General features: G+C 54.2%; 14 protein-coding genes and 1 tRNA gene. 7 read left to right on the top strand and 8 right to left on the bottom strand.

Annotated features, from left to right (window positions below; translation table 11 throughout):
• Positions 1–176: 176 nt before the first annotated feature.
• Positions 177–253, bottom strand: a tRNA-Ile gene (locus KGP21_RS24945).
• 148 nt (positions 254–401) lie between these two features.
• Between KGP21_RS24945 and mug the strand changes: the two genes are divergently transcribed.
• Positions 402–890: a G/U mismatch-specific DNA glycosylase gene (gene mug, locus KGP21_RS24940; protein WP_074031204.1), complete on the top strand. Its 489-nt coding sequence runs from the start codon at positions 402–404 to the stop codon at positions 888–890.
• A gap of 49 nt (positions 891–939) precedes the next feature.
• On the opposite strand, the gene rpoD is transcribed toward mug, so the two are convergent.
• The 3 genes from rpoD to rpsU form a co-directional block, all read right to left on the bottom strand.
• On the bottom strand, positions 940–2,778 hold the full coding sequence (rpoD, locus tag KGP21_RS24935; protein WP_021179483.1) for an RNA polymerase sigma factor RpoD: 1,839 nt from the start codon (positions 2,776–2,778) through the stop codon (positions 940–942).
• 157 nt (positions 2,779–2,935) lie between these two features.
• Positions 2,936–4,684, bottom strand: a complete 1,749-nt coding sequence (gene dnaG, locus KGP21_RS24930; protein ID WP_021179484.1) for a DNA primase — start codon at positions 4,682–4,684, stop codon at positions 2,936–2,938.
• A gap of 137 nt (positions 4,685–4,821) precedes the next feature.
• Positions 4,822–5,037: a 30S ribosomal protein S21 gene (gene rpsU / locus KGP21_RS24925; protein WP_001144069.1), complete on the bottom strand. Its 216-nt coding sequence runs from the start codon at positions 5,035–5,037 to the stop codon at positions 4,822–4,824.
• 324 nt (positions 5,038–5,361) lie between these two features.
• On the opposite strand from rpsU, the gene tsaD reads away from it, so the two are divergent.
• Positions 5,362–6,375 carry a tRNA (adenosine(37)-N6)-threonylcarbamoyltransferase complex transferase subunit TsaD gene (tsaD, locus tag KGP21_RS24920; protein WP_223538547.1) on the top strand — a complete coding sequence of 338 codons (1,014 nt, stop codon included), beginning with the start codon at positions 5,362–5,364 and terminating at the stop codon, positions 6,373–6,375.
• 31 nt (positions 6,376–6,406) lie between these two features.
• Here tsaD and plsY read toward each other — a convergent pair whose 3' ends face one another.
• The gene (gene plsY, locus KGP21_RS24915; protein ID WP_021179487.1) at positions 6,407–7,045 is read right to left on the bottom strand and encodes a glycerol-3-phosphate 1-O-acyltransferase PlsY; all 639 of its coding nucleotides are present in this window, start codon (positions 7,043–7,045) and stop codon (positions 6,407–6,409) included.
• A 107-nt stretch (positions 7,046–7,152) separates the two neighbouring features.
• Here plsY and folB point away from each other — a divergent pair, with 107 nt between their 5' ends.
• The gene (gene folB / locus KGP21_RS24910) at positions 7,153–7,512 is read left to right on the top strand and encodes a bifunctional dihydroneopterin aldolase/7,8-dihydroneopterin epimerase (protein ID WP_021806879.1); all 360 of its coding nucleotides are present in this window, start codon (positions 7,153–7,155) and stop codon (positions 7,510–7,512) included.
• 140 nt (positions 7,513–7,652) lie between these two features.
• The gene (bacA, locus tag KGP21_RS24905; RefSeq protein WP_021179489.1) at positions 7,653–8,480 is read left to right on the top strand and encodes an undecaprenyl-diphosphate phosphatase; all 828 of its coding nucleotides are present in this window, start codon (positions 7,653–7,655) and stop codon (positions 8,478–8,480) included.
• A gap of 165 nt (positions 8,481–8,645) precedes the next feature.
• Here bacA and KGP21_RS24900 read toward each other — a convergent pair whose 3' ends face one another.
• Entirely contained in the window at positions 8,646–8,795 is a 150-nt protein-coding gene (locus tag KGP21_RS24900; protein WP_371822721.1) for a type II toxin-antitoxin system CcdA family antitoxin, read from the bottom strand.
• 331 nt (positions 8,796–9,126) lie between these two features.
• Between KGP21_RS24900 and lldP the strand changes: the two genes are divergently transcribed.
• Genes lldP through lldD form a run of 3 tightly spaced genes read left to right on the top strand, consistent with a single transcriptional unit; the run spans position 9,127 to position 12,718 of the window.
• Positions 9,127–10,782 (top strand): L-lactate permease, encoded by a 1,656-nt coding sequence (gene lldP, locus KGP21_RS24895; protein ID WP_223536416.1) that lies wholly within the window; start codon positions 9,127–9,129, stop codon positions 10,780–10,782.
• Positions 10,779–11,561: a transcriptional regulator LldR gene (gene lldR / locus KGP21_RS24890; RefSeq protein WP_021806875.1), complete on the top strand. Its 783-nt coding sequence runs from the start codon at positions 10,779–10,781 to the stop codon at positions 11,559–11,561. The genes lldP and lldR overlap by 4 nt, the downstream gene beginning before the upstream one ends.
• A 17-nt stretch (positions 11,562–11,578) precedes the next feature.
• Positions 11,579–12,718, top strand: coding sequence for an FMN-dependent L-lactate dehydrogenase LldD (gene lldD, locus KGP21_RS24885; protein WP_021806874.1), 1,140 nt, complete (start codon positions 11,579–11,581; stop codon positions 12,716–12,718).
• A gap of 28 nt (positions 12,719–12,746) precedes the next feature.
• Here lldD and KGP21_RS24880 read toward each other — a convergent pair whose 3' ends face one another.
• Positions 12,747–13,982 (bottom strand): multifunctional CCA addition/repair protein, encoded by a 1,236-nt coding sequence (locus KGP21_RS24880; RefSeq protein ID WP_179253954.1) that lies wholly within the window; start codon positions 13,980–13,982, stop codon positions 12,747–12,749.
• Between the two features lie 108 nt (positions 13,983–14,090).
• Positions 14,091–14,708: a TIGR04211 family SH3 domain-containing protein gene (locus KGP21_RS24875; protein WP_021179496.1), complete on the bottom strand. Its 618-nt coding sequence runs from the start codon at positions 14,706–14,708 to the stop codon at positions 14,091–14,093.
• Between the last annotated feature and the right edge of the window lie 209 nt (positions 14,709–14,917).

Raw genomic sequence — 14,917 nt, 5'->3', positions numbered from 1 at the left:
GCGTTTGGTCGGTATTTTTTGCGCTAGCATTGTAATTCTGCGCTGTATTCAAGTGGGGAATGAGCTGCTGTAACGACAGCAAAAAGCCCGCCGCCATTTTGTTGCCACTTGTTCGCAGATACAAAAAAGCCACTTCGTCAGAAGTGGCTTAATCATATGAATTTAAAGCTAAAATTTGGTGGCCCCTACTGGACTTGAACCAGTGACCAAGCGATTATGAGTCGCCTGCTCTAACCAACTGAGCTAAGGGGCCAGGCGGCGTGATTATACGGTAATCATGGGATGCAGGTCTACACCCATAAAACCATATGATGTTTTTATGCACAGTTCTAGCCTGTTGTAATTGCAGGCAGATTTTGCGATAACCGCGGTTAATTCCTTTTAACGGACTGGTGATACTCATGGAACTCTTGGCGCCAAACCTGCAGGTGGTGTTCTGCGGCATCAATCCTGGCCTTTCCTCTGCCCATCAGGGCTATCCTTTTGCCAATGGCAGTAACCGTTTCTGGAAGGTGATCCATCAGGCGGGCTTCACCGATCGCCAGCTGGCACCGGAACAGTGGCTACAGCTGCAAGATAACGGTTGTGGGATCACCGCTCTGGTCGCGCGGCCAACGGTGGCGGCCAGCGAACTTTCACGTGATGAACTGCGCGGTGGCGGTGAGGTGCTCAAAGAAAAAATTCTGCGTTACCAACCGCGAGCTTTGGCAATTCTGGGGAAACAGGCGTTCAGCAGTGCGTTTGGCGTGCGAAATGCCGCTTGGGGGCGTCAGGAGATGATGCTGGGTAAAACCGAGGTGTGGGTATTGCCTAATCCCAGTGGATTGAATCGTGCCACGCTGGAGCAGCTTACCGAGAGTTACCGCGAGCTATTCCTGGCGTTAAAATAAGGCATAAAAAAACCCCGGCGAGCCGGGGTTCTTACGAGGTTGTTAAACCTTAGTCATCCAGGAAGCTACGCAGCACTTCTGAACGGCTTGGGTGGCGCAGTTTACGCAACGCTTTGGCTTCGATCTGACGAATACGCTCACGGGTAACGTCGAACTGTTTGCCCACTTCTTCCAGCGTGTGGTCAGTGTTCATATCGATACCGAAACGCATACGCAGCACCTTCGCTTCACGTGCGGTCAGGCCAGCCAGGACGTCATGCGTGGCAGAACGCAGGCTTTCAGAAGTAGCAGAATCCAGTGGCAGCTCGAGGGTGGTATCCTCGATGAAGTCGCCCAGATGTGAATCTTCATCATCACCAATCGGCGTTTCCATGGAGATCGGCTCTTTGGCGATCTTCAGTACCTTACGGATTTTGTCTTCTGGCATCAGCATACGCTCGGCCAGCTCTTCCGGCGTTGGCTCACGGCCCATCTCTTGCAGCATCTGGCGCGAAATACGGTTGAGCTTGTTGATTGTCTCAATCATATGCACAGGAATACGGATGGTACGTGCCTGGTCGGCGATAGAGCGGGTGATAGCCTGACGGATCCACCAGGTGGCGTAAGTCGAGAACTTGTAGCCACGACGGTATTCAAACTTGTCTACCGCTTTCATCAAGCCGATGTTGCCTTCCTGGATCAGATCCAGGAACTGCAGGCCACGGTTGGTGTATTTTTTGGCGATCGAGATAACCAGACGCAAGTTGGCTTCAACCATCTCTTTCTTCGCGCGGCGGGCTTTTGCTTCACCGATCGACATACGACGGTTGATGTCTTTCACCTGCTCGATGGTCAGGCCGGTTTCTTCTTCGATCTGACGCAGTTTTTGCAGGCTGCGCTGAACATCTTCATTAACGTCTTTCAGCTTCTCTGACCAGGGTTTACCCATTGCCAGTGCCGCTGCGAACCAGGTGTCGCTGGTTTCGTTGCCGGCGAACAGGGTGACGAAGTTTTTCTTCGGCATTTTGCACTGCTCAACGCACAGCTTCATGATGATACGTTCTTGCGTACGAACGCGATCCATCATGGTACGCATACTGTTGACCAGGAAGTCGAACTGTTTTGGCACCAGGCGGAACTGCTTGAACACTTCAGACAGCTTCAGGATCTCTTCTGCTGCGCTGGCGTGGCTGCGGCCGTTCTTTTTGATAACCAGACGAGTGGCTTCGTACTGATCGCGCAGATCGGTAAACTTCTGGCGCGCCAGTTCAGGATCGATGCTGTTGTCGTCTTCAGCTTCGTCTTCTTCATCTTCGTCTTTGTCGTCGTCGTCCTGCTCTTCGGTGGTTAATTCAGAACCGATGTGAGTAGCGGTAGGGGCGATGTCTTCTTCCGCGTTAGGATCGACGAAGCCGGTGATCAGATCGGACAGGCGTGCTTCGCCAGCCTCGACACGATCGTACTGCTCCAGCAGATAGGTGATGGCTTCAGGGTACTCAGCAACCGAGCACTGCACCTGGTTGATGCCGTCTTCGATACGCTTGGCGATGTCGATTTCGCCTTCACGCGTCAGCAATTCAACGGTACCCATTTCACGCATGTACATGCGCACTGGGTCAGTGGTACGCCCGATTTCAGATTCTACGCTGGACAGCACCTGAGCGGCAGCTTCTTCCGCATCTTCGTCTGTGCTGTTGGTATTTTCAGCCAGCAGCAGGTCATCGGCGTCCGGTGCTTCTTCCATCACCTGGATGCCCATGTCGTTAATCATCTGGATGATGTCTTCGATCTGATCGGAGTCGACGATATCTTCCGGCAGATGGTCATTGACCTCAGCATAGGTCAGATAGCCTTGCTCCTTACCACGTTGGACAAGAAGTTTAAGCTGTGACTGCGGGTTTTGCTCCATAAGACGGTATCCACACTTCAGAGTATTTGGGTTGGTGTCGGTCGGCGAAACCGCCAACAATAGCATTTGGGGCGTTTTTGTTGTTGCCGCGGCCCACTGTGGCGGCATATTGCAGGGCTCTGCCCTCGCATTTATCGGCACTTAAGCCGTTTGGTATTCAGTCTTTCTTCGCCAATGCCAGTTGTAATGACCAGAGTTCCTTGCGTTCGTCTGCATTCAGGCCATGCGTTCTGTCACGTGCGATCAAATCTTCCTGACGTTTTTCCAGCACCGAGTCATAGAGATTCGTCAGAGTATCTAAAAAGTGTTGCTCAACTTGTTCCTCAACGATCATATGGTTCCATGTCGCCAAGGTTTCAAGCTGCTGGCTCAATTTGTTATCTCGGTACAGCTCCAACAACTGGCCGGTAGTCAGGCCCGGCTGCGCTAAACAGGTCTGCACCAGTTCAACAAATAGCGGTAAACCCGCCTGTTTAGTTTGCTCGAGCCCTTCCAGAGAAGGGATAAGTGTAGCCAAACGCGGATTTTGCACCAGTAATCCTATCAGTATACGCATGGTTGTGCGTTTTAGCTGGGGCGCCTGATAAGTATTCGCATTTTCCGCCTGTTTGGGCATCAGCTTGTCGAGCTGGCTATCGTCCAGCAGGCCCAGTTTGCTGCCTAGTTGTTGGCGCAGGTAGAGACGTAATGTCTCGCCCGGCACCTGAGTGATCAGCGGTAGCGCCAAGGTACTCAGTTTAGCACGGCCATCCGGGCTGCTCAGGTCGACCTGTGGCATCAACGTTTCGAACAGGAAAGTGGAAAGCGGCTGCGCCAGCTCCATTCGCTGTTCGAAGGCGTCTTTGCCTTCTTTACGGACCAGGGTGTCCGGGTCTTCACCGTCTGGCAAAAACATAAACCGTAACTGGCGCCCGTCGTTCAGATAGGGCAGTGCGGTTTCTAACGCGCGCCAGGCGGCTTCACGGCCAGCCCTGTCGCCGTCGTAACAGCAGACAACGTTATCGGTAGCGCGGAACAGCAGCTGAATATGTTCAGCCGTTGTCGAGGTTCCGAGTGAGGCAACGGCATAATCAATGCCATATTGCGCTAACGCCACCACGTCCATATAGCCTTCGACCACCAGCAAACGTTGCGGGTTGGCGTGGCTCTGCTGTGCTTCATACAGGCCGTACAACTGACGGCCCTTGTGGAATACTTCGGTTTCCGGCGAGTTCAGGTACTTGGGCATACCGTCGCCCAGTACGCGTCCACCAAAAGCGATTACCCGCCCGCGTTTGTCGCGGATGGGGAACATCACACGCTCGCGGAAGCGATCGTAAGTGCGCCCTTGATCGTTAGTCACCAACATTCCGGCATCGTTCAGTGCTGCCCGGCTGTCGGTATCACGCCCGAAACGTTTTAACGCATTATCCCAACCGGCAGGTGCAAAGCCGATGGCGAAATGGCGGATAACGTCGTCACTCAATCCGCGCTGTTGCAGGTAGTTGCGCGCCTGCGTCCCGTTGGATTGATGCAGTGACTGTTGATAGAACGCGCTGAGCTGTTCCATCAGTTGATATAGGCTTTGACGCTGATGGCGTTCGATTGGCGTCGGTCCGGTGCCTGCCTCGTAAGGCACTTCCAGCCCGTGCATGGTGGCCAGTTCCTCGATGGTTTCGACAAACTCGAGTCTGTCGTAATTCATCAGGAAGTCGACGGCGTTACCGTGCGCTCCACAACCAAAACAGTGATAAAACTGTTTGTCGCCATTAACGGTGAATGAAGGCGTTTTTTCGTGGTGGAACGGACAGCACGCGTGATAGTTTTTGCCCTGCTTTTTAAGCTTTACCCGGGCGTCGATCAGATCGACGATGTCGGTGCGAGCCAGCAAGTCATTGATAAATACACGCGGAATTCGTCCAGCCATAAGCCCCTGTTACGATTGCCTATAAACGAGAACAAGCCGCGCATTCCTTTCGGAAAGCACGGCCTTCGTATGCAACTACTCGGTCTGCGTGTTCTTGAAAAAGAAAAAAATCACGCGGTGGGGTTACCCCCGAAGGATTAATACAGACGAGTGCGGCGTGCGTTTTCGCGAGCCAGTTTCTTCGCGTGGCGTTTTACTGCAGAAGCTTTAGCGCGTTTACGTTCGGTAGTCGGTTTTTCATAGAACTCACGACGACGAACTTCAGCCAAAACACCCGCTTTTTCGCAGGAACGCTTGAAACGACGCAGTGCAACGTCAAATGGCTCGTTTTCACGTACTTTAATTACCGGCATGTGCCTCTCACCTCAATAGAATTCGGTTTGCTGCTGGCCAAGCGCCAGCCTTTTCAAAATGGTGCGGAATTTTACTTCAATGGATGCTGCTTTGTAAAGCACCATAGCAAATTGAAACACGCCGCGTTCCGGCAAACTCGCGCAATTATGCATCGGCCGCCGATTATAGACTAATCAGAAAAAATTGCTCGTTTTTAATCACCCGGCGGGCAACCTTGTGAATCATCGACATAGCGCACCATCGCGGCCAGGGTGCTGCAGGCTGGCGGTAAATGGCGTTGATTGTGATAAACTGGCGGCCGCACGTGAATGATGGGAAATGTAATGCGCGTATTGGGTATAGAAACGTCCTGCGATGAAACCGGTATTGCAGTGTATGACGATCAAGCCGGTTTGTTAGCCAACCAACTCTACAGCCAGGTGAAACTGCATGCCGATTACGGCGGTGTGGTGCCAGAACTGGCTTCCCGCGATCACGTGCGCAAGACAGTGCCGCTGATCCAGGCCGCACTGAAAGAGGCGAACCTGAAGCCTACCGATATCGATGGCGTGGCGTATACCGCCGGGCCGGGTCTGGTGGGGGCCTTGTTGGTTGGGGCAACCATTGGCCGCGCGTTGGCGTTTGCCTGGGGCGTGCCTGCGGTGCCGGTGCATCATATGGAAGGCCACTTGCTGGCACCGATGCTGGAAGACAACCCTCCGGAGTTTCCGTTTGTGGCACTGCTGGTGTCTGGCGGCCATACCCAACTGATCAGCGTGACCGGGATCGGTGAATATACTTTGCTGGGGGAGTCGGTTGACGACGCCGCAGGCGAAGCGTTCGACAAAACGGCCAAGCTGTTAGGGCTGGATTATCCCGGCGGGCCGATGCTGTCGAAAATGGCGCAGCAGGGCACTGAAGGGCGTTTTACCTTCCCACGCCCAATGACCGATCGCCCAGGGCTGGATTTCAGTTTCTCCGGCCTGAAGACCTTTGCCGCCAATACCATCCGCTCTAACGGCAACGACGATCAAACCCGTGCCGATATTGCCCGTGCTTTTGAAGATGCGGTGGTGGATACGCTGGCGATCAAATGCAAACGCGCGCTGGAGCAGACCGGGTTTAAACGCCTGGTGATGGCCGGTGGCGTCAGTGCCAACCGCACGTTGCGCAGCAAGCTGGCAGACCTAATGAAAAAACGCGGTGGCGAAGTGTTCTATGCCCGCCCGGAATTCTGCACCGACAATGGGGCCATGATCGCTTATGCTGGGATGGTTCGAATGAAAAACGGGGGTAACCCGGAGTTGGGCGTTACCGTACGCCCACGTTGGCCGCTGGCAGAGCTGCCTGCGGTGTAAAAGCCAAGGGCCGGAATTTCCGGCCTTTCAATCATTCTTCTTTGTGTTCTTCCTGTTCTAAAACACCGTCTTTCTTCTTGCGGAACTTACCCCAGATTTTCCCTTCCTGGCCGCGCCATAGGCGCTGGATATTGTCGTGATGGCGCATCAGGATCAGGCAAGAGAGCATTGCTACCGGGAAGGTAAACTGCGGTTTGAACCACCAGACATAGAACGGTGCAATCAGCGCGCTGACGATCGCCCCGAGCGAGGAATAGCCGCTCAGCAGCACGGTCAACAGCCAGGTGCCGGTCATCAGGCCAGTGAGATCCCAGCCGATCGGCGCAATGGCACCGAACGCCGTTGCCACGCCCTTGCCCCCACGGAAGTGGAAGAACACCGGGTAGATATGCCCAAGACAGGCGGCGATTGCCGTCAGGCCCAGATACAGCGGTGGGACGTTGAACGCATAGGCCAACCAGACTGGCAGCATCCCTTTTAGTATATCGAACACCAACACCGTAGCCGCCGCCAGGCGGCCGCCGATACGCAGGACGTTAGTCGCCCCTGGATTTCCCGATCCATGTTCACGCGGATCCGGTAGCCTGGCGATCCGGCAAACCAGGATCGCGCTGGAAATTGAGCCACACAGATACGCGAAGATAATCATGCCAAGCGCGGTAGCACTCATAACGCGGTTCCGTCTAATAATGGTCGTTTTACTCGCAACATCTATGGATAATACGCATATTCCGTCGGAAGTGGTATCCGGCAAGGCCAAAAACTGAGAATGACGTGATGGATATCGTATTTATTGAAGAGCTTACCGTGATCACCACCATTGGCGTTTATGATTGGGAACAAACCATTGCGCAAAAGCTGGTGTTCGATATCGAAATGGCGTGGGACAACCGCCAGGCAGCCGCCAGCGATGATGTGAATGATTGCCTGAGCTATGCCGATATCAGCGATGCGGTCATTCAGCATGTGCAGCCCAATCGTTTTGCGTTGGTGGAGCGGGTAGCAGAGGAGGTATCCGAAATTTTGCTACGGCGCTTTAAATCTCCCTGGGTCCGTATTAAGGTCAGCAAGCCGGGTGCAGTCGCGCACGCCAGCCGGGTTGGGGTGATCATCGAACGCGGTCAGCGCCCAGCCTGACAAGTTGTCACCAATATGCAACTAAAGACCGATATGCTGGTCTGTAACTAGAATTGTTTAAGCGGCAAGGTATTGAACACTGCCGCTTTTTTGTGCTCGTACCTTTAATAGCGTTAAATTTGAAATGGGGTAGTGGTCTGATGGCGGACATGCATTCATTGTTTGTGGCATTCGTGCTTGGGGTAGTCGAAGGGCTGACAGAGTTCCTGCCGGTTTCCTCTACCGGGCACATGATTATCGTTGGTGAGTTACTGGGTTTTACCGGCGATAAGGCGAAAACCTTCGAAGTTATTATCCAACTGGGTTCGATCCTGGCGGTGGTAGTGGTGTTCTGGCGCCGTCTGTTTGGCCTGATCGGCATTCACTTTGGTGGCAAACCTGTTCCTCATGAAGGGCAGACGGCAGGGCAATTGAAGTTGGGCCATATCCTGCTGGCGATGATCCCGGCGGTAGCGCTGGGGTTGCTGCTCCACGATATGATCAAATCGCTATTTGAACCGAAAAACGTGATGTATGCGTTAGTGGTCGGGGGCCTGTTGCTGTTGGCCGCCGAATGGCTGAAACCGAAAAAACCAAGCGCGGTCGGGCTGGATGATATTACCTATCGGCAGGCCTTTTTGATCGGTTGCTTCCAGTGTCTGGCGCTGTGGCCTGGCTTTTCCCGTTCCGGCTCTACCATTTCGGGGGGCATGCTGGTGGGCGTGAGCCGTTTTGCGGCCTCGGAGTTCTCCTTTATTCTGGCAGTGCCAATGATGATCGGGGCCAGCGGTCTGGATCTGTACAAGAGCCTGCACTTCCTGACGCTCAGTGACCTGCCGATGTTTGCCGTCGGTTTCGCTACCGCGTTTGTGGTAGCACTAATCGCCATCAAGACCTTCCTGCAGTTGATCAAGCGTATCTCGTTTGTGCCTTTCGCCATCTACCGCTTTATCGTCGCGGCGGCGGTCTACATGGTGTTTATTCATTAATCCTGGCACCAACTCGAACGTTTTCTCTTCTCCAATAGTGGGCTCTTGGCCCACTATGTTCATATTACTTGTGTTGGCGCATTCGATTGGTCGCTACCAGTGGCTTCAAATTCCATCAATGAGGAAATCTATTGCCGTTTTTGCAGTAGACGGTGAATTGCATTGTTAAAACGTTCTGTACTCATCGCTGAAACAGCCGTGTTCATCATGAAAACGATTTAATGCCTCGAGAGTTCCCTTGTTTTCTTCCTGCCATTTTTTCGTTGCGTGATTATGTAGTTTGGCAGCAAAGCTGGCGTTAAGGTTAATACCCATATTGTTAATAAGTCTATTATTTACTGTCATGTATGTACTCCTGCTGTTGTCTGCACCACATCATACACATATTTAAAAAGGCGATAGCGCGAGGGGTCCCCAAATAATGGTGCTGCTTAATCTTGCTCATTTAGCCCCCCTTCTCCCCACTTTTGGTCCGACCAATGCCGGAAAAATGTGAACCTCTGGCACATAAACGGCAAAAACCCAAACAGACACATTGCATGTTTTTAACAGTAAGTTAACTATCGGTTATCAATCATATGACTTCGCCCTGTTAGTACGACCCATTAAGCGGAGGAGTATGTAAATAATCGCGGGAGTTATCTACATGGAAGTCTGGCAACAAGTTTATGATCCCATTGGTAATATCTGGCTATCAAGTGCGGTCGCGGCGCTGCCCATTGCGTTTTTTTTCTTGGCGTTGATTAAACTGAAGCTCAAGGGGCATATTGCAGCAACGTTAACCGTTGGTATAGCTTTGCTGGTGGCGTTATTCCTCTACCGGATGCCCATCGATCGAGCGCTCGCTGCGGTGGTTTATGGTTTTTTCTATGGGCTGTGGCCGATAGCCTGGATCATTATTGCCGCAGTATTTGTCTACCAGATTTCGGTGAAAACCGGGCAGTTTGACATCATCCGCTCTTCCATTCTCTCTATCACCCCCGACCAACGTTTACAGATGCTGATCGTTGGCTTCTGTTTTGGTGCCTTTTTGGAAGGTGCCGCCGGGTTTGGCGCACCGGTAGCCATTACCGCCGCCTTGTTGGTTGGGCTGGGGTTCAATCCGTTGTATGCCGCAGGGCTTTGCCTGATCGTCAACACTGCACCGGTGGCTTTCGGCGCTATGGGTATCCCGATTATCGTTGCGGGCCAGGTGACCGGGTTGGACAGCTTTGCAATTGGGCAGATGGTCGGGCGCCAATTGCCGTTCCTGACGATTATCGTGCTGTTCTGGATCATGGCGATTATGGACGGTTGGCGCGGCATTAAAGAAACCTGGCCTGCGGTGGTCGTGGCGGGGGGCAGCTTTGCCTTGGCGCAGTATCTCAGCTCCAACTTTCTTGGGCCAGAGTTGCCAGACATCATCTCCTCGCTGGTTTCACTGGTATGCCTGACGCTGTTTCTGCGGGTTTGGCAGCCAAAACGCCTGTTCCGCTTTGATAATGCCGAGGGGGCCGTCGCCGACCAAAAGCTGGTGCAGCAGCACTATGGTTTAGGGCAGATTATTCGCGCCTGGATGCCGTTTATTTTCCTGACCGCTACGGTCACCCTGTGGAGCATCCCGCCGTTTAAAGCGTTGTTCGCGCAAGGTGGTGCGCTGTACGAGTGGGTGTTCTCTATTCCGGTGCCTTTTCTGGATAAGCTGGTGGCCAAAATGCCGCCGGTGGTGGCAAACATCACGCCTTATGTCGCCGTTTTCAAACTTGACTGGTTCTCTGCCACCGGCACCGCCATTATGGTTGCTGCGATCGCCTCTGTGATTTACCTGCGCATGAAGCCCAAAGACGCGCTCACCACGCTGGCTGAAACGCTAAAGGCGTTGATGTTGCCCATTTATTCCATTGGCATGGTGTTAGCCTTTGCCTTTATTTCCAACTATTCCGGCCTGTCGGCAACCTTGGCACTGGCATTGGCGCATACCGGCAGCGCGTTCACCTTTTTCTCACCGTTCCTTGGCTGGTTGGGCGTGTTCCTGACCGGCTCAGACACTTCGTCCAACGCGTTGTTTGCCGCTCTGCAGGCCACCACCGCCCAGCAGATTGGCGTTTCGGATGTGCTGTTGGTTGCGGCTAACACCACCGGCGGAGTCACAGGCAAAATGATTTCACCACAGTCTATCGCGATTGCCTGTGCCGCCGTGGGGTTGGTGGGGAAAGAGTCTGACCTGTTCCGCTTTACGGTAAAACACAGCCTGATCTTCACCTGTATGGTGGGAGTTATTACTACGCTTCAGGCTTACTGGCTAACCTGGATGATCCCATGACTGTAAATCTTCAACCTACTGATCCACTCCGCTCGGCCGATCGTTTGGTTGAGCGTATCAAGGTGATGATCCGTGAACGCCAACTGGAAATGGGGATGCGCTTGCCCGCCGAGCGCCAGTTGGCCAACGAGTTGGGCGTCTCGCGTTCCTCTTTACGTGAGGCGATTCAAAAGCTGATTGGTGAAAAAACGCTTATCAGCCGACGTGGCGGCGGAACCTATGTCTGCGACGAGCTTTCCCCCTGGTCGGAGCAATGCATCGTGGAACCGCTGAGAACCTTGGTTGCCGACGATCCTGACTATCGCTATGACATTCTGGAAGCTCGCCATGCCATTGAGGCCAGCACCGCCTGGCACGCGGCAATGCGCGCCACCGCCGCAGACAAAGAGAAGCTACAGGCTTGCTTTGACGCCATGTTAGCGCTTCAGGAGAGCGATCATCCTGAACTTGCCGCTCAGGCGGATGTGCGCTTCCATTTGGCGATTGCCGAGGCTTCACACAACGTGGTGTTGCTGCAAACCATGCGCGGCTTTTTCGATTTAATGCGCACCTCCGTCATGCATAGCCGCCAGCGTATGTACACCCAGCCGACGATTTTCACCCGGCTGACTGAACAGCACGAGGAACTGCTGCTGGCGATCCTGGCAGGCGATCCTGAACGGGCGGGTAAAGCGGCCAAATCTCACCTGGGATTCGTGCATTCCACCATTAAAAATCTGCATGAAGATGAGGCCAGGCAGGCGCGTATAACCCGCCTTCCTGATGACAATTCACCGTAACAAAGGGAGATCGTTTGATGATTATCTCAGCAGCCACGGATTATCGCGCTGCGGCACAACGTAAACTGCCGCCGTTTCTGTTTCACTACATTGATGGCGGCGCTTATGCCGAACACACTTTACGGCGTAACGTGGAAGATCTGGCTCAGGTCGCATTGAGGCAGCGTGTTCTTAAGAACATGTCGGCGCTCAGCCTGGAAACCAAACTGTTTAACGAAACTTTGGCCATGCCTGTTGTCCTTGGCCCGGTAGGGTTATGTGGCATGTATGCCCGCCGTGGGGAGGTGCAGGCTGCAAGGGCCGCAGAACAACAAGGCATTCCGTTTACGCTTTCCACCGTATCGGTGTGCCCAATCGAAGAGGTGGCGCCGGCCATCAAGCGGCCCATGTGGTTCCAGCTGTATGTGTTGAAAGATCGCGGATTCATGCGTAATGCCTTGGAGCGGGCGAAAGCCGCGGGCTGTACCACCTTGGTCTTCACCGTGGATATGCCGACACCAGGCGCCCGTTACCGCGATGCACATTCGGCAATGAGTGGCCCCTATGCCGCCCAGCGGCGCTATTGGCAAGCCGTTACCCATCCTGCCTGGGCGTGGGATGTTGGCCTGAATGGGCGCCCGCACGATCTGGGCAATATTTCCGCTTACCTCGGAAAGCCCACCGGACTAGCAGATTATATCGGGTGGCTGGGGGCCAACTTTGACCCTTCGATTTCATGGAGTGATTTGGAATGGATCCGTGATTTCTGGCAGGGACCGATGGTGATAAAGGGCATTCTCGACGCCGACGATGCACGTGATGCCGTGCGTTTTGGTGCTGACGGGATTGTGGTTTCCAACCACGGTGGTCGCCAACTGGATGGGGTGCTTTCTTCTGCTCGTGCGTTGCCGATGATTGCCGATGCGGTGAAAGGGGATATCACCATCCTGGCAGACAGCGGGATACGTAGCGGATTAGACGTGGTGCGCATGATCGCGCTTGGGGCGGACAGTGTGTTGCTTGGGCGTGCTTATCTCTATGCGCTGGCGACAGCGGGCCAGGCTGGGGTAGAAAATCTGCTCGCATTGATCAAAAAAGAGATGTGCGTAGCGATGACGCTCACGGGGGCGAAAAGTATCGCTGAAATCAGCCGTGATTCGTTGGTGCTGGAGGGGTAGGTAGGGGCGCATACCGCGCCCGTTTTACCTAAGGCTGAGGTTCTTGCTGTTTCTTCCAGTCCGCCAACGCCTGCTGACGGCGGCGTTTGACCTCGTCGCGGATCGCCAGCCCTTGCAGGCCACTTTCCACCACTTCTTTGACCGAAACCGCGTTGGCGACCTGATAGGCCTGGCGCAGGTAATCGCCCTGCGGATAAGGGTTGTTTTCAAAACCGGTACGCCCGCGGGCATCGGCTTCGCTGGTGAGGATCATCTGCTCCAGCCGCTGCGGTTTACGCCACACGTCGATGGCATCAAACAGTTTTAACAGCGTTTCTGGCCGCAGTTTATTGGCCGTGTGGATCAGGTCGTGGTACTCCGCCACCAGCTTCGCCAGCTCACGTACTGGATTAGGAACACGCAGCCGTTGGCAAAGCTTCTCTACCAGCCTGACGCCCGCAGGGCCATGGCCATAGTGGTGTGGCCAGAGTTCTTGCGGCGTGATGCCTTTCCCGAGATCGTGGCACAGCGCCGAGAAGCGGATATCTACCTCGGGGCTGAGCTGGGTGGCAATCGCCAGCGTCATCAGCGTGTGTACGCCAGTATCAATTTCCGGGTGCCATTTCTCTGGGGCTGGCACGCCAAACAGGGCGTCGATTTCCGGGAACAGCACTTTCAACGCTCCGCAGTCGCGAAGCACCTGGAAATACACCTGCGGGCTCTGGCTCTGTAATGCCTTCTCGGTCTCTTTCCACACGCGCTCCGCCGTCAGGGTGGCCAGTTCACCGCTTTCGGCCATCTGCTGCATCAGCGCGCTGGTTTCAGGGGCAACGGTAAAACCCAGGGAGGCAAAGCGGGCGGCAAAACGCGCCACGCGTAACACTCGCAGCGGATCTTCGCCAAAAGCGTCGGAGACATGGCGCAACAGGCGGGCGTCGAGATCGGCCTTGCCGTTATAGGGGTCAACCAGTACTCCATCATCACCCCGCGCCATGGCGTTGATGGTGAGATCGCGCCGCAGCAGATCCTCTTCCAGCGTCACGTCCGGGGCGGCGTAGCAGGTAAATCCGGTGTAACCCTGGCCGGATTTACGTTCGGTGCGGGCCAGCGCATACTCCTCATGAGTTTGCGGGTTGAGGAATACCGGGAAGTCTTTACCTACCTGCTGATAGCCAAGAGCCAGCAGATCGGCAGGCGTTGCGCCGACCACCACCCAGTCGTGATCCACTACCGGTAAGTTAAGCAGGGTGTCACGGACGGCACCGCCGACCAGGTAAATTTTCACGGTTTAACTCCTATCAATAGCTCGTTTGATCAGATTACATCAATTGGGCAGCGGATGCGTCAGGCAATAAAAAAGCGCCCGTAGGCGCTTAAACTGGCGGAACAGCAATCAGTTCATCCAGCGGTTATTCTTGCGGCGTGGGATCAGGTGCGGCAACAGCAGGCCGAGCAGCAAACCAACGCCGGCAACGCCGCCGCCGTACATGAACCATTGCAGAATAATGGTGCGCTGTTTGTCATCAAGTTGCAGATTCACCGCGTTCACCTTCTTCTGCGCCACAACCAGCTGATTTTTCAGATCCTGGTTTTCCTGCTGCAGGCCGCTGATGGTGCTATCGCTGGCGGCCACTTTCTGCTGCATTTCGGCGGTGCGCTGGTTCCAGCTATTATCAATATTGGCCAGCTTGTCGGTCAGGGTTTTCACCTGCTGTTCCAGCTCTGGCACCTGGGTGCGCAGGCTTGGCGTCTGGCTCAGCTGATCCAGCGGGATCCAGACGCTGCGTCCTTTGGAATCGCGGATCTGGCCGTAGCTGGTGCTGTCATTGACGCTCAACAGCGTGACTTCTTCACCGGCATTCAAGGTGCCGACGATACGGTATTGGTTACCTGGGCCGCTATGGACATAAGTATTTAATTCATCGGAGATATAGCGTTTATCTTCGGCATGTGCGCCCCAAGTGATGCTAAAACTTAGCACGGCAAGGCAAATCAGGCGTAATTTCTGCATTATGTCATCGTTTCTGCGTGGATTTATGGAACGATAGTAGAGCGTTCAGTCTGACGGCGCAACGCCAAAACCGGAATGGGAACTATCTTACTATGCTAAATCCCGTCAGTTGCGCAGCATTCTATAACGTAACAGGTTTTTTCTGCAGTTGGCAGAGTCAAGTCAGGGGGAATCGCGGTAAGATACTCTCACTGTGCGTCGTCGGGCTG

This window comes from Serratia sp. JSRIV004 (assembly GCF_019968705.1).
GTDB classification, from domain to species: Bacteria; Pseudomonadota; Gammaproteobacteria; order Enterobacterales; family Enterobacteriaceae; genus Chania; species Chania fonticola_B.
Note: the sequence above shows the minus strand (reverse complement) of the source record. Positions and strands in the feature narration are given on the sequence as shown.

Bases quoted from the DNA above. Each gene is read 5' to 3' on its own strand.
- lldR (WP_021806875.1), top strand. From the start codon at position 10,779: ATGACTGTAAATCTTCAACCTACTGATCCACTCCGCTCGGCCGATCGT.
- rpoD (WP_021179483.1), bottom strand. From the start codon at position 2,778: ATGGAGCAAAACCCGCAGTCACAGCTTAAACTTCTTGTCCAACGTGGT.
- rpsU (WP_001144069.1), bottom strand. From the start codon at position 5,037: ATGCCGGTAATTAAAGTACGTGAAAACGAGCCATTTGACGTTGCACTG.
- bacA (WP_021179489.1), top strand. From the start codon at position 7,653: ATGGCGGACATGCATTCATTGTTTGTGGCATTCGTGCTTGGGGTAGTC.
- lldD (WP_021806874.1), top strand. From the start codon at position 11,579: ATGATTATCTCAGCAGCCACGGATTATCGCGCTGCGGCACAACGTAAA.
- lldP (WP_223536416.1), top strand. From the start codon at position 9,127: ATGGAAGTCTGGCAACAAGTTTATGATCCCATTGGTAATATCTGGCTA.
- mug (WP_074031204.1), top strand. From the start codon at position 402: ATGGAACTCTTGGCGCCAAACCTGCAGGTGGTGTTCTGCGGCATCAAT.
- KGP21_RS24900 (WP_371822721.1), bottom strand. From the start codon at position 8,795: ATGGGTATTAACCTTAACGCCAGCTTTGCTGCCAAACTACATAATCAC.
- folB (WP_021806879.1), top strand. From the start codon at position 7,153: ATGGATATCGTATTTATTGAAGAGCTTACCGTGATCACCACCATTGGC.
- dnaG (WP_021179484.1), bottom strand. From the start codon at position 4,684: ATGGCTGGACGAATTCCGCGTGTATTTATCAATGACTTGCTGGCTCGC.
- plsY (WP_021179487.1), bottom strand. From the start codon at position 7,045: ATGAGTGCTACCGCGCTTGGCATGATTATCTTCGCGTATCTGTGTGGC.
- tsaD (WP_223538547.1), top strand. From the start codon at position 5,362: ATGCGCGTATTGGGTATAGAAACGTCCTGCGATGAAACCGGTATTGCA.
- KGP21_RS24875 (WP_021179496.1), bottom strand. From the start codon at position 14,708: ATGCAGAAATTACGCCTGATTTGCCTTGCCGTGCTAAGTTTTAGCATC.